The sequence below is a fragment of the Pseudomonas sp. KBN12P06040 genome (assembly GCF_037574965.1).
Lineage (GTDB): Bacteria > Pseudomonadota > Gammaproteobacteria > Pseudomonadales > Pseudomonadaceae > Pseudomonas > Pseudomonas aeruginosa.
In genome coordinates this window covers 22,094-40,290 of the sequence record NZ_JBBELS010000002.1, presented here as the reverse complement: position 1 = coordinate 40,290, position 18,197 = coordinate 22,094, and the positions used below count along the sequence as shown (strand labels likewise).

15 protein-coding genes are annotated in these 18,197 nt (G+C 56.0%); 11 read left to right on the top strand and 4 right to left on the bottom strand.

The features are described 5' to 3' along the window. Positions 1-6 precede the first annotated feature (6 nt). The 5 genes from VQ067_RS30635 to VQ067_RS30615 all read left to right on the top strand — a co-directional run bounded on the left by VQ067_RS30635 (position 7) and on the right by VQ067_RS30615 (position 5,345). Positions 7-1,218 (top strand): hypothetical protein, encoded by a 1,212-nt coding sequence (locus tag VQ067_RS30635; RefSeq protein ID WP_010792492.1) that lies wholly within the window; start codon positions 7-9, stop codon positions 1,216-1,218. Positions 1,219-1,542: 324 nt separating this feature from the next. Beyond that, on the top strand, positions 1,543-2,520 hold the full coding sequence (locus tag VQ067_RS30630; RefSeq protein ID WP_172405643.1) for a hypothetical protein: 978 nt from the start codon (positions 1,543-1,545) through the stop codon (positions 2,518-2,520). Positions 2,521-2,583: 63 nt separating this feature from the next. Then, the gene (locus VQ067_RS30625) at positions 2,584-2,781 is read left to right on the top strand and encodes a hypothetical protein (RefSeq protein ID WP_010792490.1); all 198 of its coding nucleotides are present in this window, start codon (positions 2,584-2,586) and stop codon (positions 2,779-2,781) included. 208 nt (positions 2,782-2,989) lie between these two features. Further along, a complete protein-coding gene (locus VQ067_RS30620) occupies positions 2,990-4,075 on the top strand; it encodes a sugar diacid recognition domain-containing protein (RefSeq protein ID WP_010792489.1) in 1,086 nt (361 codons plus the stop codon). A gap of 124 nt (positions 4,076-4,199) precedes the next feature. After that, positions 4,200-5,345, top strand: a complete 1,146-nt coding sequence (locus VQ067_RS30615) for a glycerate kinase (RefSeq protein WP_021018404.1) — start codon at positions 4,200-4,202, stop codon at positions 5,343-5,345. Between the two features lie 421 nt (positions 5,346-5,766). Here the strand turns inward: VQ067_RS30615 and VQ067_RS30610 are convergent, their stop codons facing one another. Continuing rightward, positions 5,767-5,958, bottom strand: coding sequence for a hypothetical protein (locus VQ067_RS30610; RefSeq protein ID WP_010792486.1), 192 nt, complete (start codon positions 5,956-5,958; stop codon positions 5,767-5,769). A gap of 376 nt (positions 5,959-6,334) precedes the next feature. Here VQ067_RS30610 and VQ067_RS30605 point away from each other — a divergent pair, with 376 nt between their 5' ends. Both VQ067_RS30605 and VQ067_RS30600 read left to right on the top strand, forming a co-directional pair. Beyond that, entirely contained in the window at positions 6,335-7,390 is a 1,056-nt protein-coding gene (locus tag VQ067_RS30605; RefSeq protein WP_282414915.1) for a prepilin-type N-terminal cleavage/methylation domain-containing protein, read from the top strand. Positions 7,391-7,586: 196 nt separating this feature from the next. Next, a complete protein-coding gene (locus VQ067_RS30600; RefSeq protein ID WP_010792484.1) occupies positions 7,587-8,837 on the top strand; it encodes a TerD family protein in 1,251 nt (416 codons plus the stop codon). A 45-nt stretch (positions 8,838-8,882) separates the two neighbouring features. Here VQ067_RS30600 and VQ067_RS30595 read toward each other — a convergent pair whose 3' ends face one another. From VQ067_RS30595 to VQ067_RS30585, 3 genes are all read right to left on the bottom strand, one after another. Then, the gene (locus VQ067_RS30595; protein WP_021018402.1) at positions 8,883-9,407 is read right to left on the bottom strand and encodes an RES family NAD+ phosphorylase; all 525 of its coding nucleotides are present in this window, start codon (positions 9,405-9,407) and stop codon (positions 8,883-8,885) included. Next, complete coding sequence (locus VQ067_RS30590; protein WP_010792483.1) at positions 9,404-9,799, bottom strand: hypothetical protein; 396 nt, start codon at positions 9,797-9,799, stop codon at positions 9,404-9,406. The genes VQ067_RS30595 and VQ067_RS30590 overlap by 4 nt, the downstream gene beginning before the upstream one ends. Positions 9,800-10,008: 209 nt before the next feature. After that, positions 10,009-11,943 carry a helicase gene (locus VQ067_RS30585; protein ID WP_340080962.1) on the bottom strand — a complete coding sequence of 645 codons (1,935 nt, stop codon included), beginning with the start codon at positions 11,941-11,943 and terminating at the stop codon, positions 10,009-10,011. 1,296 nt (positions 11,944-13,239) lie between these two features. Here VQ067_RS30585 and VQ067_RS30580 point away from each other — a divergent pair. The 4 genes from VQ067_RS30580 (at position 13,240) to VQ067_RS30565 (ending at position 17,115) form a co-directional block, all read left to right on the top strand. Beyond that, entirely contained in the window at positions 13,240-13,764 is a 525-nt protein-coding gene (locus VQ067_RS30580) for a hypothetical protein (RefSeq protein WP_010794447.1), read from the top strand. Positions 13,765-14,442: 678 nt separating this feature from the next. After that, on the top strand, positions 14,443-14,847 hold the full coding sequence (locus VQ067_RS30575; RefSeq protein WP_010794448.1) for a response regulator: 405 nt from the start codon (positions 14,443-14,445) through the stop codon (positions 14,845-14,847). Continuing rightward, positions 14,844-15,689, top strand: coding sequence for a prepilin peptidase (locus tag VQ067_RS30570; protein WP_010794449.1), 846 nt, complete (start codon positions 14,844-14,846; stop codon positions 15,687-15,689). Before VQ067_RS30575 ends, VQ067_RS30570 begins: the two co-directional genes overlap by 4 nt. A gap of 130 nt (positions 15,690-15,819) precedes the next feature. Beyond that, positions 15,820-17,115, top strand: coding sequence for a tyrosine-type recombinase/integrase (locus VQ067_RS30565; protein ID WP_010794450.1), 1,296 nt, complete (start codon positions 15,820-15,822; stop codon positions 17,113-17,115). Positions 17,116-18,197: the final 1,082 nt, after the last annotated feature.

The window sequence follows — 18,197 nt, the reverse complement described above, 5'->3', positions numbered from 1 at the left end:
ATCACCATGACGAAATCGATCAAGAAGAAGCACCTTCTCATGGCTTCCATCGCAGCTGCAGTGGTGGCTATCGGTGGTGTTACTGCCATGCTCTCCAGTTCAGGGAAAAAGTCGGCACTTAGCTACTACGACAGCTTCAAAGAGCGCTTCTACCTGCAGGACGTCCTTTCCGAAGGCGAGATTTCATACTCCGTCTTCTCCGGCGACTTGACCGTTAAAAATCCAGAAATCCGCCTCGCAGCGGTTCAAACCAACGGTGCTGAGCAGTTCCTTCAGGGCTTGCGCGGCCTTTTTGAAACGGCGATTGGCAGGTCGAGCGAAGAAGGCCTGATGGGGTGGACCAAGTACCAGATGCTGTCCACTACCGGCCGCAACGCCGCGGGCGTCTACTTAAAGGCGGATGCGCTGAAGATCAACCACTCCGGCGACAGCAAGGACGGTGAGATTCACGTCCAATTGCTGGGAATGGAAATGGCAAACCCCTTCATCTCCCGCAGAGGGGCCGAAGTCGTTCTGGTGAGCGACCTGGCTGCCGACAACGAATGGGCACCTGCAGAGACTGCCAGCAGCGAAGTCAAGTTGCCTTATTCCTGGGGCACCAACATGGCAGTGCGTAGCCCGGTCACAGGTGCCTTCATCGTTGGTGCAACCGGAGACTTTGGCACCAAGGTCGACCTCGACTTCTACATCCAGCGTAGCGACGATGGGGCGGGCTCCATGAGGTTCGTGGTGACCCACCGCAATGACGGCAGCGAGGTAGGGCAGATCGTTCGCGAGGCGGAGTTTGCTTCCCTTCCTGAGCTCGATGAGGTGCAGACTTTGCTCAGGAATACCCTGAGCAGCTTCATCATTGGGGCCTACAGCTCTTTCACCGGTCAGTCCGTCCTGTTGGACGCAGTCAGCAAGTTTGCGCTCCAAACCAAGGTCGAAGACTACTCGGTGACCTTTAGGGGCTTCTCTTCGATCAAGGACGCCTTTGATTCCTACCAGGCAAACGCCGGCAAATCGCAGTTCGATGCGTTCTGCCAAGCAGCTGGCCTATCGACTTGGCAAAGTGACTTCGGGGCCAAGGCGAGAGAACACAGCGACAGCGAATGCGCGATCGCACGCAAGCTAGTCGAAGAAGGTAAGTTCGAAGAGCACTACAAGTTCAGCGAAGGAAAGCCCCTCTACGCCTCTCTTTTCGTGGGCCGGTCCTACGAATTCGAAGCCAACTGATCCTCCTGCAAGCAGCCCGGGGTACCGGGCTGCGCTCTCTTCTCTCGACGTGCTTACGGCACAATCGCCCCGCCGGCATCATCACCGAACTGCCACTGGCAAAGCACAGCCCTGTCATTCCCTGCAGCTTGCCTGAAGCGGGGATATGTCAAGGTGCTGTTATGCTGTGTCCCTGTTATTCATCAAATGATCGATGCCATGACGACGGAAACTCGGAGCAGGACCACTCTAATCTCGGTAGGCAAGCAGCTTCATGCCTCCCCTCAAACCGGACAGGACCGCGCCTGTCTTGTTCGCCTGAGCGATGGGACAGAGCGCTTAGCATTGATCCAGCTTGTAACCTCCAAGCAGCAAGGATCATTGCACAGAGGGGCAGAGTTCTTCCGCGTTTCGTTTCGATTCGTAGGGGATGATTCAGATCCGGACTGCCAGTACCACCTCGATCAGAACACCGTGTGGTGTGTCATCGACCACAAAGACTGCCAGATCGTATTTGGCCCCACCGATGGCATTGAGATCAGACAGCCGGGGCTCGGCATTGGCTCGTACCTCATGGCGCAACTCATCCGACTAATCCAGCAGTCGGAGATGCGTGGCAACTACCAGGTCCAGGCGGTACATCTTCCTATCGCGGCTCAGACCAAGGTCAAGCCAGAGGATGCCCGGGCTAACGACGCGCGGATCGAGACATTCCTGACTCGGGTTGGGTTCTACGTCTCACCAGCTGCTGGACAGAAGGTGATTGGGGTGCGGCGTGCCCAAGACCTCCGCCCTTGGTGGAACCAACAGAAAGTCAGTTTCCTCTCCTTCCCCAGTTTCGTGGAGTTGGCGGCGAGGTGGCAACGAGAGAAAAACCAGTCGGAAAAAGCCGTCGAGGCCGCACAGCGCATTGTTGAAGGCGCCCACCTGCATGCCTCCCAACTTCAAACCGCGCATGCTGAAGAGGTCGCATCTCTCGAATCCAAGATTGAGCAACTGGAAGGAACGGTGAGTTCGCAGGAAGAACAACACGCAGCGTTAATTCGCGAGTTACTGGAGAAGCAGGCAGAAGAAACTCAAGGCTTGCGTAGGCAGATTGAAGATATCCAGAGTATGCATGGCCAGATCGAAGATCGGGTTACAGCCCTGAACCCTGCCCAGCCCTCCGCCGGGGATACGTTGGAGGCCCGGGCCGAATCTGCCACCCAGATGCAAAGAACTCTGACAATCAGCTTGGCCCCGGCCCTCATGAAGCTCCTCTGGGCAGCTTTAGCGCTTTCCGCGTTTGCATTGGGTGCTGGCGCGCTGACCAACCACCTCTAATCAGGCCACCGTATGCACGCAATAGACGCTACACCTCCGGATGACTTCCCGGAACAGGTCATCATGATGGACAAGGACTTAGCGAAAAGGCATCCCGGTAAAGCCTTCTACCTCAGGATCAAGGTGGAAGCAGGGATCGAGCATGTCGACCTCGATAACGCTGTGACCCCGCGCGAGGCCCGGCAAATGGCGATATCCCAAGGCTACGCCCCAACGCATTGGATGACTGTTGGTGATCTCCGGCCGACGCGGTTTTATTAAGCATCCTGGGAAACAGGGCAGAGGAGCGGCCGAGGGGGCAGACGGTTCAAGAGAGTGGACCGGAATTTCATGTGCGCTCCCATCAGCCGCGGTGGAACTATTGCGACTTCCTCAGGGTTTCTGGGCCCCGAGCAATGATTTTCCGAAAAGCTGGTGGCAACCGCCGGCCTCGGTACACTGGCCTGAAATAAAACACAGGCCTCCGGCAATGTTCGATCTTGACCACTCCCTCGCCCAGGAAATCGCCGACCGAGCGATGGCCATCCTTCCGCGCAACGTGAATGTGATGGACAGCCAGGGCTTGATCATTGGGACAGGGGAGGCTGAGCGCCTCTATACCCGCCACGAAGGGGCTCAACTGGTCCTCGCCAATAATAGGGCTGTGGAAATCGACAGCGCTGCTGCTGGCGCTCTCAGAGGCGTTCAGGAAGGGGTGAACCTTCCACTGTGCCTGGATGGCCAGCTGATCGGCGTCATCGGCGTATCTGGCGATCCCGAGGAGGTCCGCACGTTCGCTGAGATGGTACGAATGACCGCTGAAATGTTGGTGGCCCAGCGGAACGACCAGCAGCACCAGATTTGGCTCCAGAAGCGGACTGAAGATGTACTGTCTGCCATCCTCCTTTCCGGCCAGTCTGCTCACCGAGCCATCGTTGAGGCCCAGCGATTGGGTCTGAAACCTGATCTTCGTCGGACGGCAATCCTCCTCGAGCTGGCCAACCCATCCGACATTGAGCAGGTCACCAGATGGATTCAGCACCAGGTAGCCGACGCCTGGTGCGTTCCGTTGCATGCATCAGGCCTGGTCTGGTGCCCACCTCGCACCGTTCTACCGGATTTTCGTGAGCGGGTAACTCGCGCCGGCATTTCATTCAGCAGAGTGGCGATCGGCACCCCAAACATCGAAACCGGATCTCTGCGCTCTGAGGTTGAGCAGCTATCTGACTTGATGGCCTACGCCCAAGCTAAGATCCCAGATAACCAGTGGCTTGATCTGGCCGCTCACAGAATTCCGGTCGCAGTGTGGCGGTATCGTTCCGAGAATGGATTTCAGCAACTGGCTGAGCCTTACCTCGCCCTGCAGCAAGAGGATGGTAATGGCCAGCTACGTAAGACATTGAAGTGCTGGGTGGAGCACGGAAGTGATGGCCAAGCCTGTGCAGAGGCACTGAATATCCATCGGAACAGCCTTCGTTACAGACTGGAGAGAATCGCCGATATCACCGGTTTCGACCTCGCGTCCCCCAAGGGCATCACTGAACTCTATCTGGCTATGATCCTGGCTGCGGAGTAGGGATTCGTGGGCCTTGTAAAATTGCACAAAAGACCGTCATAAAGTCTGTGATTCCCACCTACCCGCCGCGCACCTGAAGCAGGAACAATCCCCTCAAACAACAGCTTGGCCCGAGGGGTACTGCATGAAAGTTGTGATCGCACCGGATTCGTTCAAAGAAAGCCTGTCAGCAGAGCTCGTGGCGGAAGCCATTGCCCTGGGAGTACGAGATTCGGCTCCTGACGCTGAAATCGTATGCGTGCCAATGGCAGACGGAGGGGAGGGTACCGTCGACGCGGTCCTGGCTGCCACCAGGGGGGAACGCCGGTTCAGCCGCGTCCGTGGACCACTTGGGGCAGAGGTCCAGGCAACCTGGGGGTGGTTGAGCGAATCCCGCACGGCGGTGATCGAAATGGCGGCTGCCAGTGGCATCCACCTGGTAGCGCCCGCCGCCCGCGACGTGACGCGCGCATCCACCTTCGGAACTGGTCAACTGGTTCTGCAGGCTCTAAACGCCGGCGCGCAACGAATCATCATGGGATTCGGTGGGAGCGCGACCAATGATGGCGGTACCGGAATGTTGCGAGCGCTTGGAGCCAAGTTTCTGGACTCTGCCGGCGATGAGCTCGAGGAGGGTGGACTGGCGCTCAATGCCCTTCGGCGGATCGACCTCAGTAGTTTGGATGAAAGGCTACATAAAGTCCGGATTGATGTTGCCTGTGATGTCGACAACCCACTCACCGGGCCAAAAGGGGCCTCCCACGTTTTCGGCCCACAGAAAGGTGCATCACCTGATCAGGTCCTGGCTCTGGATGAATCATTGGCCGCGTATGCCGACATCGTGGCAGAGCAGCTCCAGGAAGACGTTCGTGATTTCCCCGGGGCTGGCGCTGCTGGAGGTATAGGCTTCGCTGCAAAGGCATTTCTCCAGGCAGAATTCAGGCCCGGCGTTCAGCTGATCGCAGATCTGTCTGGGCTGAGCCTGGCAGTTCAAGGAGCCGACTTGGTGATCACCGGCGAAGGTAAGCTGGACGAGCAAACGCTATATGGGAAAACCCCTGCTGGGGTAGCTGCTATCGCAGCTGCAGCAGGGGTACCGACTGTAGCGATCGCCGGCACGTTGGGAGCTGGGTATCAGCGTCTGCGCAACATTGGAATCGTTGCAGCCTTCTCAATCACTTCTGGCCCAATGAATCTGGAGTCCGCGTGCGCTGACGCAGCGATGCTGCTTCGTCATAGAGCTGCGGACGTGGTGCAACTGTGGAAGGTAGCCAGAGTAGGGGGGGCCTGAGGGAACCCCTCAGCCCCAGGACCCAATTCTGGTGTGGAAACCGCGAAGTGGGATGGTAGCGGGACGGAGGGGCAAGGCCTAAATAGGGCCTGGCCCCTAGGCAGTCTGCCCTTGGTTGCGCGCCTCGACTTTCGCCCAGGCTTCGGCGCTCGACTCAGTGTGGCCGCAATGCCGACACTGATACCCATCAGTGCGGCCGCTGGGGTCAGAGTCGCACTCATGGAACTCCATCGCCGTGAAGTGGCACGTGGGCACCGGCTCGCCTCTGGACGTACGCATCAGCTGAACACAGTCGGCCATGAGCAGCCTGTATTGGGCGTTGTCTTCAGGGGTAATGATTGGTTCTCTCATGGGAAAGAGGTCTCCTTTATAGACAGGCGAAGGGGCTGCTCGAACGACATGCTCTGTCTCCGAGGAGGCCTCAGCTGACGTATTCAACGGCAGCATCGTAGAGCGTCTTTGCATCTAGGACGGCCTCCCTGCATGCGGCGTCCATTGCACCCTCATCATTGGGGTCGAGTTCTCCGCGCTCAACCTTCGTATCCACGATCTCCGAGGCTATCTCGATGATTCGCTGCTTACGGGGGGTTGGAATAGAAAGTGCGACAGACATCAGGCTGATCCTCCTTCAGGATTTGAGCATCCACCGTAACAACCGTTGGACTGTGCCAGAAGCCTCGGATGGGCTGAATTGGTCATACCCCCCCAGAGCTTCTTTTTCAATGCTCGATACCAAGCCAACATGGCTTGATTTTATTGCAATGTAATCAAACTGTGATCACAGGAAAAGCTGAGCGTTAGGATAAATGCTAGCTGTTCCGCAGTCTGCGTTGAATTATAAATCACGTATCGTGTTAGTTTTAATGGAATTTCAGAGCCATCATTTGGCGTGTATCCCTACATCGAATTTCGGAAACTGAATATGAGCTAGCGCGCTCTGCACGGCCTTAGCCCACCGAAATCAAAAACACGTTTTGGGATATTCCTCGATGCGTACCCGTGAAGCTGGATTCACATTGCTTGAACTCTCGGTTGTAATTGCAATAATGTCTATGTTGGCTGTTATGTCTGTTCCAAGATACTTGGAGGAGATAAACGACAATAGAGTAAAACTCGCAGCCTCTGAAACTCAGACTGTGATCGATGCGGCCAGAACATATCGAGCGCGAAACGGCTCCTGGCCTGGTGGCGCTACGTGTTTGCAGGCTATCCAAGCACTACAAGACAACGTTCCCCCTCTCATTCCGGGTAACCTTTCGGTCAACAAATTCAATAAGGCGGTGTCCACCTCATGCACCGCTTTTACATTTAGCGTTGACCAGGAGGTTGCCCAAGACTGGGACGGTGTGCTTTCTAACATGCTCCCCGGGACAAGCATCGTAGACACAGCTGCGAACCGAATAAGAACCACAATTGGAGTGCCGGGCTCAGAGCCAGCACTTGATTCCAAACTATCGCGGATTGTAACAGCTAATGCTGACCTGAATAGGATGCAGACTAATCTCTTGCTTGGCGGAAATAATATAAGCGAGGTTAATAATATCTCGGCGGTATCGGCATCAATCAGTGGGAATGTGAGCACGAATACTTTAACTGCCCAATCTGCTTCGATTTCAGGGCAGGTCAATTCAAACTCCGCTGTAACCAACTATGCAACTATCAACGGAACAGCGACTATCGGTAGCCAGGTAACCTACGGCACCGCCGCTGTGTATGGTGAAACCTGGTTTGGTGGGGCCTCGCAATTCGATGGGAATGTGGTGCTGAAACAGGGGGCGGTCATCGCCAACATCGTTGGCAAAAATACCGCGTGTGGAATCCTCGGCCAGCAGGCGCGGAATTCGACTGGTGCCACTCTTTCTTGTGACAATTACCGCTGGACAAAGCCTGGCGGCATCAATGGCATGAGGAACTGCCGATGGATCACTGGTGCACCGTTTGCGACAAAGATTTGTCCTGCAAACATGGTAGCCACAGGCATGAACTATAACGGCTACGGCAGCGGATACTCTGACCACGATGTGTACTGTTGCGAGGTGTACTGAGGTGTATCGATGTGTACCGACGCACACGAAGGAAGCCAAATCGCTACGGCAGTCAGTGGCTTATGGACTCCTACCTTTGGCTGGGCCCGTTACACTTCACCAATGAGATTTGGCCCTGAGCGGGTGAGTGCTGATCTCAAGTAATGCAATCCAGGCGAGATCGCCTGCACATCAACCAAGGAATAGGCGACGCAAATTGAGTCAATCCCTGAAACCCGGCGAGAACACAACGATCAACCAGCCCAAAGGCCAGGTCCTGGTAGCGCATTCCGCCGGCGCAAATCTCGACGTGAACCTGACGGCCTTCCTCGTCACTGACACAGGCAAAGTGATCGATGACAGCGGAATGGTCTTCTTCAATGCACCAGAGCATGCCTCCGGCGCAGCCGCTTTCTCTCCTCCCATCAACCAGGCCGGAACGGTCAGCCACAGCATCAGCTTTGACTTGAGCCGTCTTCCACCCACAATTTCGAAGATCGCCATCACCTTGACCCAGGACGGCAGCGGTGGAGGCTTCGCCGAAGTGCCCAACCTCACTGCTCGAGTCATCGCCGGCGAACAGGTACTGGATCTTGCCCCCGGGGCCTTCGACCGGGAGACGGGGATCATCGTGCTCGAACTCTACATTCGAAATGGCCAGGCAAAGGCGCGATCAGTCTGGCAGGGTTTCGCCTCTGGCTTGGCCGGGCTCTGTGGCATGTACGGTGTAGAGGTCGACGAAGCGCCGGCAGCTGCTCCAACCCCGGCCGCGCCCCCTGCAAAGCCGGTGAACATCACCAAGTCAGTTGTCACCTTGGACAAGCCAGGAACCTCACACAAAGTCTCACTGGAGAAAGGTGCGGCCGCGCCGAAGGCGATCAAGGTCAGCGCCACCTGGGTGGACAACGGCGACGGTCGGGACAATGACGACCTAGACCTTCGCATCGGCATCCTTCGCCCAGACGGTCGAATGTCCATAATCCAGGCGCCTGACAAGCGAGGCTCCTTCGATGCTGATCCCTTTGTGTTCCATACCGGTGACGTGGTGAGTGCCAGCGCCTCCGCTCCTGGGATCGAAACCGTCGAGATCAACCCGGCCATCTCCCATCGCATGGGTGGCAAAGTTGCGCTGGTCTGCAGTGTCTATTCCGCGGTCGACAATGGCGCCGTGTCGGTTGCCTCCCTCAAGCCGAGAATGCGGATGGAGTATGGGGACCAGGTAGTAGAGTGTGCCTTCGAATTTAAAAGCGGGTTCTTCAGCAGTCTGATTTACACCTACGTCCTGGGGACGATCGAAATCGACGGCGATGAAATTCGGATAAGCCCCAGCGGAGTGACCTCCAAAACCGGTTCTGAAGCCACGCCCTGGCTGATCCGCAAGGGAGACAAGGTCGAACTGACGATGGACGGCCCGCACGTGTTCAAAGGGCGTCCGCTCGAGCGGAAAGGAAGCAAACAGTACGTGTAAGGAGCTACCCCGGTAGCCAGGCGTGAGCCTGGCACCGGGCTTGCACTACGGGCGCGTCCAAGATGACTGGTCGGTAGGGAGATCCCCGCGAGGATCGTTTACCACAATATTCCCATGCACCGGCAACTGATCGGTGAAAAGCACCAGGTTCCGACCTCCAGGGTTCGCAACGGACTCGAACAGAATCCCAGCACAGTCAGCCTCGATAGCCAGATCCCCGACAATCCAGCTCGGCGGTTCAACGCCGTCGTTGAAGCGAATCTTTCTCCAGTCGCAGAAAAAGTCTTGCCAGATCGGGGCCCAGGTATCGTCATAGCCGCCGGTGAAGTCGATCACTCGGTCCAGACTGAGGGAATAGCTGACCAGCAGACCTGGTGGAAGGAATGCGCTTCCTTGCTGAAACTCAGCAATGGCCGTTGCCGACTCAAGCGAGAGGTATAGAGCCTCTAGCCCCTTTCGGTTAACCCGGCCACCCTGGGTTGCAGCTCCAGCTCCAGATGTAGGCGCAACGGACCACTTGGGAGTGTGCATTCGGTAGCAGGGGAGGTCCTGCACTCCGATGATTTTCATCCTTGCGCACCAGCTTCCCAGGATTGAAGGAAAGCGATCAGCTGCTCGGTTTTTCCTTCGCTGACCACTTCCTCCGCGGTCTTGTAGTTGAACGTGGAAAGAGGCTCGTTCTTAAACCAGAAGATGGCATTCGTCACGTCCGTGCCCATGTCGGTCACTGCACGCAGAACCTTCACTGAATCACGAATGTAGGCTTGGACCTTTTCCGATTCAGGCGCGTTGCGCACGGTGTTGCGATGGACATGGGCCCGGAGCGCCAAGGTCTGCTGGTCCATCGAAAAAACCTTGAGGAAGCGCTCAGGAGAGAACATCACACGGTTCACCTCTTTGAGAGCGTCCATCAAGCCCGCGAAGTTGGTGGGGCGAAGCTCTAATACGGCTTTGCTGGCCATAGGGGGCCTCCTTTAAGAATGCACTTACTATGCACAATTCTCGCACAATATGCGCATCTTTCAAGCTGCCGCGGCGATTAAGGCTCGACGCCCCCAAGATCCAAGCCTTCCCCCGGTTGAGCAAACTAACCACAAGCGGTACTCGCTGCCGCCGGCTATGCCCGCGGACAGGCCGCCAGCAAGCGGAGGAGGGGATGCCATCTCCTGGGCTAGGTGCACTTCGCCCTGGCCGCAGTATCGGAAGCCCATTCCTGTAAATGCCCAGGTACAAAAAGCTGATGGCGGGCGCGGGTACCTCCTGTGTAGACCGCAGCAAAAGCCCGGGCAGCATCCAGACGATCGGAACCGGTGCTATCCAGTAGCTCAGGGGTCAGCATCACAGAATTGACCTCCGAGTTCTTGGCCGCAACGACCGTTCCCAGTTTGTATGGCGTCTTGCCAGACTGTTCCAACTTCATGAGGCTGCGCTCGAAGTCCATTGTGGAATATCCCTTTTCAAGCATCCGGTCGATACGATCAAAGGCGCTCTCCCGCTTCGAGACATCCCTTCGCAGCGCGTCCCAGGAGGTGTACTTGAACAGGGCGCCGTGTGTCGGTCTGATTCCTTCGCGGTAGAGCCCTATGCAGTCGAGGACAAACCACCTAAAACCTCCCTCGCACCCTGGCAGAAGGCTGAACTGTGCCTTCGCGTTGGCCAAGCGCTGGAACCACTCAAACATTCCCCATTCAGACCACACCAAGATAGTAGTGGGTTGCTCGGGAATGAAGGGACGGCTATAGAACACGCCCCTTGTGTCCTGATCGCGGTTCCCCTCGAGCGGGTGCACGTCGACCACAGGGTTCTGCTCGATCAGGGTGTTCACCGCAGCTTCCATCTCTCGGCCAGAACGGAGAGAGTGGAATATTTCACGCCGGCGAACGTGTGGCGCACGCTCCACAGCGGCCCCGTCCAGGCGCTGGCAGGAATCCCCCAAGGTGATCACCGGGATAGAGCACCGATCCAGGAATTGAGCCATTGGGGCAGGGAGGTCATGGGCCTCATCGACGATCACGTGAGTGAAGCCTGGCTCGACGGCCGCTGTACTGCTGAGCGAAACCTCTTTGATCCGGTGGTAGCCACGGACAGGTAGCTCCAGTGATGAAGACGACGGGAAAATGGTCTCTTGCCAGAGTCGATTTGCGCATTGGACCAGAAGCTCTTTCTGGGGCACCGAGTACGACCCGCCCAATGATGGAAGATGATGAACTCCAATCTCGGCGTCACGGCTTGTGCAGTACCGGAAGACAGTCCTGTTGGCCACTGAGGCGACTTGACTGGGAGTGAGGTTACCAACGGGCTTGAATTCTAGGTGGTTGGCAATCTGGCTCATCTCTACACGCGCTCGTCTCATCGATAAGCGGAAAGATCTGGAACCATGCCGCCCGACATCCAGTTGAAGCGAGCGGACTGCAAGCTCCGAAAAAGTCATACCCGTTACCCGCCCTGTACCGATCCTCTGCTGCAGGGCATCAAGTTGCACCTTGGTCATGGCCAGGACGAGAGGGCGGTAAGAGGTGAGGCAGTCGATGAGACGTTCGATCATGAACGTCTTTCCCGTTCCGGCGAGAGCCTGGAGGTGAAAGTCCTCATCCAGTTCTGACTTAAAGACACGGAATGCCCGGGCCTGTTGGGGGGCGAGGTTGAAGGAGTTTCCAGCTGCGTCAACAAAACCCTCGGTAAATGGGTTCAAGGCCTCTGCATGGCGTGGGGTGAATTCGAAGTCCCATTTTCGGTCTTCAGTGAGGTAATCCTCTGCATCCAGATCTTCGGGTTCGAGAAGACGGATTGACAGTGGCCGCAGCTGATTTAGCCCGGCGCTGAACAACTGAGGGTTGAAGCGGCTGATCACCAGCGAGGAGAAAGAAGCTCCCTGGCCAGCGGATTCCAGGTCAAAGCCGGCATCAATAAGGCCCGCTAATGCGCGCTCCAGTCGAGCACTGGGATCTATTGTCTGAGCCAGCGTCGGTAGTGACTGGATCGCGATCACTGCCGCCAAGGACGGAATAGACCACTGCGAAAGCAGCACTACGGGGGCGCAGTCGCGATCTTCCAAAGCATTTGCCTGAGGACGGGAGAGAGGGAGGAACAAACGTGTTCGTGGCATACCTTGGGCACCTTAAGCACACAGCACCCAGCGCGTAGATCACCCGGGACGTACTTGAACTAGATTTTGAGAAGAGTGTAACGACTCCATCCCCGAAAACTAGCCAATAGTGGGCTCCCCAATTGCATTGTCTTAGAGGTGATTCAGGATGAAGGCAGGCATTCGAATACTGGTGCAGGCCAGCGCTATCGTCCCGTTGCTGGTTGGCGGGGCTCAAGGCAATGGTGGGTTGGAATACCAGGTCTTCTCAGAGCGGTTCCACGACCTTGCAGCCACCTTGACCAAACACTCCGGTGATGGATGGAGCCTGAAGGCGGTGGAGGTCATATCCCTCAACTGCCCGCAAGGCGTTAAGGAGTGTGCTTTGGTGGTTATGGAGCGAGAGCTTTCCAGCAAGCCAAGAGCGTCAGCGAACAACACTCGAAACTAGCAGGCCAGTAAATTCAAGGGTGATAGGTGTATGATTTTCCATCCGCTCACAAGAGAACAAGCAGTATGAAGCTTCTGGCTTTATTGATGTGCATGAGCCCTGGATTGGTTTTAGCGGGATCAAACGATTGCTACCGAATCAAGGATAAAGACTCGGAAAGCTATTGCCTGGCGGTAACCAGTGGTAACACTTCGAAGTGTTACAGCATCAAGAACAAAGAAACTGAGAAGTTATGTTTGGCCGAGGTTAGAGGTAATGCTTCGTCCTGCTACAGCATCAGAGATAAGGACACTAAGAGCCTATGCCTCGCAAAGGTGAGGAAATAAGATGGACTGTGTTGAAGATGTTAATACCTGTGCTGAACCCAGCCTGTGCTGGTGGTGGTCCGGCCAACTTTGGTACGTACACCAGGAGAACGCGCACCACCGACCGCGCGGCAATGTACCACACAGCCTGGTAGGCGCCGGCTACACAAAACAACTCGCTCTCGCGGAACTCTGTCGACTTGTGCGGTGCTAAGTGATACTCAGGCCGAACGCTTAGAAGACATCGGTCTTACGGTGCTAAGAAGCAGGGCTACATTTAGGGGGTGGCGGAACGCCGCTCAAATAAATGGAGTTTCCCCAAGAGACAGTGCGTGTCCGCCCAATTTGCTGGAGCAGAGCGCAAAGACATGCCTAGCATTTCCGATTATTGTTATAATCGGAAATGCTAGGCATGCCTGTTTTTACAACTTTTAAGCATCAAAATTGTGAAATCTGCATCTTCACTCATGCATGAGTGCGAAGACTCAGAATGGGCCTAACACCAGGCTGAACTATACTTCATTTGGGGGCATTCCGGGGAATCTCAACGGAGGTCCCACCATGCGTTCGCTCACACTGATTCCCTTACTGACCAGTTGCATCATCAGTCCTCTGTGCGCCTCCCAGCCGTTTCCCAACACCCAGGTCACCGATGGACAACTATTGGCGCGGGACTTCAATCGCGGCGGCCACTCGCATGTACAGAAGCGAGCCAATAAACTTCACAACCATGCCGGCAAACGCCAGATCAGGGTGCACAACTACGCTAACGAGGCCGTGCCCTTCATCGTTCACGGCAAAAAGGCCTTCCGCGGAAAGCATGTGAAGAAAGATATCGTAGGGAATGGCCGGCGTTTCAAAGGATCACCCACGAACTCTTTCTCGCCAGGCCAAGCGCAGCAGCGTCCCAAAATGCTCTTTGGAAAGGCTCAGCGCTTTGTTGCTGGCTCGCCAAATAGGCCGTTGGTGGTATTCCGGCAGCCGGTGTACATCAGTAATGGCAATGGTTTCCAGGAAAAGGTGTTAATACATGTCTTCGATCCGAGACAACGGGCATTCATCGCCAGACAATTACAAGATCCATAAATCGTACAAACAACGCCAATTCTGGGTTTGACGTAAATACAGCAAGACACAGGGAAAGATCGGTCTTTACCCTACCCTTATATATTGGCGAAGGACTATTCCGTTCGTATTTCCGCTTTATAAGTTAAGCGGAAATGCGGAGTTACGAACAGCTTATATACAGGTTGCAAACAGAAATAGCCTTGTTATCAACAGGCTACCGGAATTCGATGTGCGGGACCGGAATTTATTGAGCGCCTACCGGAGTTATATGTGCGTTGGCCGGATTGGCATGTACGGTTACCGGTAATTCATGAGCGGTAACCGGAATAATGTGTACAAACACCGGAAAGCTGTGCGCGTCAAGAGGCACTGTAAACACAAGCCCGCTGCTTGTTGTAGCCATCTATCCACACCCTATAACCCCAGTTGGTAATCCCACGTTAATTAACCCCATTCATTTTAACCCCACTACTTAAACCGAGCATCGCACCCCGCTGTTGCTTGCAGCTAACCCGCCAGCATCTGGAAAGCGTCATCCTGGCTTGACTGCAGGTGCTCATCGCTCCCTACCCTGGCCACCGCAATCCGGCCCCCTGTTTTGGTTTGACCTGGCCATGGACGTCGATAGGCTGAGCTTGCCACGCTGGATCGTGCTCGATATGGGTTTCCAGCATTCACAACAAACGGAAGATCACTATGTCCAAGGCCCTGATTGTCGACGACTCTCGAACCGACGCCTACGTATCCCGGAAATGCGCCGATCAGCTGTTCGATGAAGTCAAAGTGGTGGGTACCTTGCAGGAGCTCCTGCAGGTGGTGCCGTCGTTCAATCCCGACGTCATTTTCATGGATTTGTACCTGGGCGAATGGCACAACGGCCTTTCCCATATTCGTGAACTCCGCTCGGGCCATGGCGAACTCAGCATCACGCCGATCATCGTTCTCTCGAGCAAGGCCGCTGAGGAAGACAAGCGTCTGGCAGTCGAAGCTGGTGCGGCCGGCTACATCGTCAAGCCGGCAACTCTCGACAACATGAGGGAGTCCCTCCGCCGCTACGTCCCTGGTTTCATCCCCAAGGGCTGGGAGTCTGTCATAGCGTGATCGAAATACTCCAAGCAGACCAAGCACTCTTCATTGGCATCGTGGCGCTTGTGAGCCTCATGGTTGGGAGTTTCCTCAATGTCGTGGCCTACCGGCTGCCGATCATGCTGGAACGCGCCTGGACAGTTGAGGCTCAGGAATGCCTCGGCCTGCCTTCAAGCGAACCAGTTGACCGGCTCACCCTATCGTCGCCCTCCTCTGCTTGTCCCAATTGCGGGCACAAGATCCGCCCCTGGGAAAACCTCCCAGTGGTGAGCTACATCGCGTTACGCGGCAAATGCTCGGGCTGTGGCACCAAGATCAGCATCACTTATCCTGCCGTTGAGTTGGCGACCGCCCTCCTCTCCGCGTCGCTGGCCTGGCACTACGGTGTAACTCCTGCTGCTTGTGCCGCAATAGTGCTGCTGTGGATGCTCATAGCCCTTTGCCTGATCGACCTGAAGGTCATGCTGCTCCCTGACGCGATTACACTTCCCGCCCTTTGGATCGGTCTTGCCGCCAACTATTTCGGAGTCCTCGCGTCCCTGCACGACGCGGTTGCAGGGGCGGTGGTGGGATATATGACATTCTGGACGATAGGAAAGCTCTTCTACATCGTCCGCGGTGTCGAGGGCCTGGGCCAGGGTGATTACAAGCTGTTTGCACTATTTGGTGCCTGGGGAGGATGGCAAGTGCTGCCCGCGACTTTGCTGATCGCCAGCTTGACCACTGCTGCTGTCGGTATGGCGATCAGACTCGTCCGAAAGGACCGCTATCTGCCGTTTGGCCCTGGTCTGATCGTGGGTGGGGTGATCTCCCTGGTCTTCGGCAGTGAAATCAATCACTGGCTTCTGTACCGGTAAACGCTGAAAACCGGGACCGGAATTTCCTGAGCGCCGCATGAGCTGGGCGCTTCAAGGGTAATCTTGGCTTGTGCTACGAGGCAACGCGGTTAACCTTGGGGTATTCGTTTTCTATTGCTCCGAGGTCCGCTTGCCAGCTCCAGCAAAAACACCGAACAGAGGCGTCCGCCCTTCCCCACTGTTTGATACCTACGAAACCTTTCTCTCGTCGTCGGCTGCTGAGTACGTTGCAGAGCGGCCGGCGATTGAGGAGTTCCTAAAGGTTTTCGCTCCCCATATTCCGGCAGCAAACGACCTCGCCCATGCTCGGGCGTTTTTGAAGTCCTATAGCGGCCAAGCAACCACGTTTAAGGCCTATCGCACGCAGGTAGAGCGCATCCTGTTGTGGTCCTGGATCATCGCAGGGAAATCGATTCTGGACTTGCGCCGGTCTGACGCTGAGAGATTCATGGATTTCAACGTGGCTCCGCCTGCGAGCTGGATTGGAGATGCTGTGCGCCAGAGGTTCCTTCCAAGGGGAGGCGTCTACGAACCGAACCCTGGCTGGCGCCCCTTCGGCATCAAAATTTCGAAAAGCGATCGAAAGAGAGCCAAGGAAGCCGGCGAGGAGTTGGGGGTGTCTGGTTACAAAATGGCTCAGGGCAGTATCCGGCAGGTCTTTTCCATCTGTAGTTCGTTCTTCGAATTTTTGACCCAGGAGGACCTGGCTCAAGGAAACCCCTTCAAGGCGATCAAGGGCAAAAGTCGTTGGATTAGGACCACAGCCAAACGAAGTGGCGGGAAATCCCTTACCCAGCTGCAGTGGGACTTCGTGATCGAGACCGCGGAGCTCATGGCTAACGAAGCACCGGAATCTCATGAGCGCACGTTGTTCATTGTCTCTTCTCTGTTCTCTATGTACCTACGAGTCTCGGACCTGGTAGGTAATCAGCTCTGGACTCCAACGATGGGTTCGTTCGTCAAGGAGGATGAAACTTGGTGGTACGAGGTGGTTGGTAAAGGGAACGTAGAAGCGCGTATTGCAGTGAAGCCTGACTACCTCAAGTACCTGAAGCGGTACCGTCAGAGCCGTAATCTCACGCCCCTGCCACTGAAGGGAGAGCAGGCCCCTCTCCTCACAAAGTTGAATGGTGCCCCAGGATTGAGTGATCGCCAGGTGCGGAACATTGTCCAGGAGGTCTTTGATCGGGCTCTGAAGCGAATGCATGAGGAGGGACGATCGGATTGTGAAGTTGACGACCTACGGGTTGCCACCCTGCATTGGCTTCGTCACACAGGGGCGACCTTTGATGCTCCTCATCGTGATGCAAAAAACCTTCAGGCCGATCTCCGGCACAAGTCGATGAGCACGACTCAGGACATCTACTACAACTCGCTGGACGATCAGCGTGCGGCTGAAGTTGAAGGCCTGACGGTCAAGCGCTGATCCAGCGGGCGGGTTAGCGCAAGCAACAACAGGGATTAGCCTGCGATCGGCTTACCTTCCGGGTTAGAGAACAGGGTTATCTTTCTTGGGGTTACCGATTGGGGTTATAGGGTGTGGACAGATGGCTGCACCCCAAGCCCTGTCTACCGTAGGCTGCTTTGACGCTGTACACCGGATTCCGGGACCCGTACAGCCTGATCCGGTAGCCGTACACGAGGCTCCGGTCAGCGCTCAGAGGACTCCGGTTGATGCACGCAAGATTCCGGTCGCGCTCAGGGGATTCCGGTGGTGTACACCGGAATCCGGTCTCCTGTTGATAACTAGCTTCAAATTACTGGATAACCTGTGCTTAAGCTGTGTGCAACCTGTGCATTGAACAGCTTTACTTTACCGGAGCATCAGTAAATCGGCTTTAAATACAGTGGCTTACAACTGCATACGGTTACCTTTTGCTGACAGCTTGAGTCCCGCCTGGCTAACGACCGGAATGCTGTGAGCGTACGGGTAAAGCCCCTTCTGAACCGGAATTTGTTGAGCGGGAGAGCGTTCAGGTCTGGAATGCGGCTAATGCGAGACCGGATTTCTCTGAGCGCTTCCCTCAAGCACCCCTACCCGCGGCTCTTGGCACCTCGAACCGGAATCTCCTGAGCGCCAAGGGAGGCAATGATGGTGGAACGGGGACCGGAATCTTGCGTGCGCCCGGGAATCTAGCCGGCCTGCGGCAAAATGCTCATCGAGACCAACCGGAATTTCGTGTACGCCAAGTCAGACGCAGGCTCTGCCAGTCGGACTTGGCGATGCGCAGATCGACCGGATTTTGGTGAGCGGTCACAACTAGGCACTCGCACAAGATTGGATCGGTCTCGGGGCTGCTCGAGCCGGCCAAGCTTGGCAGCGTCTTGAGTGGTACGGGGGCTAGCAACAGCGGATGGGCCTTGCCCACATCCCTTCGCCGCAACTGCTACTTGATGCCACATTCTCCAGCGTCGACGCCAGAGTCATGGGGCGCGCGGCTGGCGCAATAGCCCAGCCCCATCATGGCCTTCGGTGACCAGGAAGAAGCGATTACGATCACGACCAGG

Excerpts from the sequence above, each read along its gene's own strand:
- VQ067_RS30625 (WP_010792490.1), top strand. The coding sequence starts at position 2,584 with ATGATGGACAAGGACTTAGCGAAAAGGCATCCCGGTAAAGCCTTCTAC.
- VQ067_RS30580 (WP_010794447.1), top strand. The coding sequence starts at position 13,240 with ATGCGTTCGCTCACACTGATTCCCTTACTGACCAGTTGCATCATCAGT.
- VQ067_RS30590 (WP_010792483.1), bottom strand. The coding sequence starts at position 9,799 with ATGGCCAGCAAAGCCGTATTAGAGCTTCGCCCCACCAACTTCGCGGGC.
- VQ067_RS30620 (WP_010792489.1), top strand. The coding sequence starts at position 2,990 with ATGTTCGATCTTGACCACTCCCTCGCCCAGGAAATCGCCGACCGAGCG.
- VQ067_RS30635 (WP_010792492.1), top strand. The coding sequence starts at position 7 with ATGACGAAATCGATCAAGAAGAAGCACCTTCTCATGGCTTCCATCGCA.
- VQ067_RS30605 (WP_282414915.1), top strand. The coding sequence starts at position 6,335 with ATGCGTACCCGTGAAGCTGGATTCACATTGCTTGAACTCTCGGTTGTA.
- VQ067_RS30585 (WP_340080962.1), bottom strand. The coding sequence starts at position 11,943 with ATGCCACGAACACGTTTGTTCCTCCCTCTCTCCCGTCCTCAGGCAAAT.
- VQ067_RS30595 (WP_021018402.1), bottom strand. The coding sequence starts at position 9,407 with ATGAAAATCATCGGAGTGCAGGACCTCCCCTGCTACCGAATGCACACT.
- VQ067_RS30610 (WP_010792486.1), bottom strand. The coding sequence starts at position 5,958 with ATGTCTGTCGCACTTTCTATTCCAACCCCCCGTAAGCAGCGAATCATC.
- VQ067_RS30575 (WP_010794448.1), top strand. The coding sequence starts at position 14,443 with ATGTCCAAGGCCCTGATTGTCGACGACTCTCGAACCGACGCCTACGTA.
- VQ067_RS30615 (WP_021018404.1), top strand. The coding sequence starts at position 4,200 with ATGAAAGTTGTGATCGCACCGGATTCGTTCAAAGAAAGCCTGTCAGCA.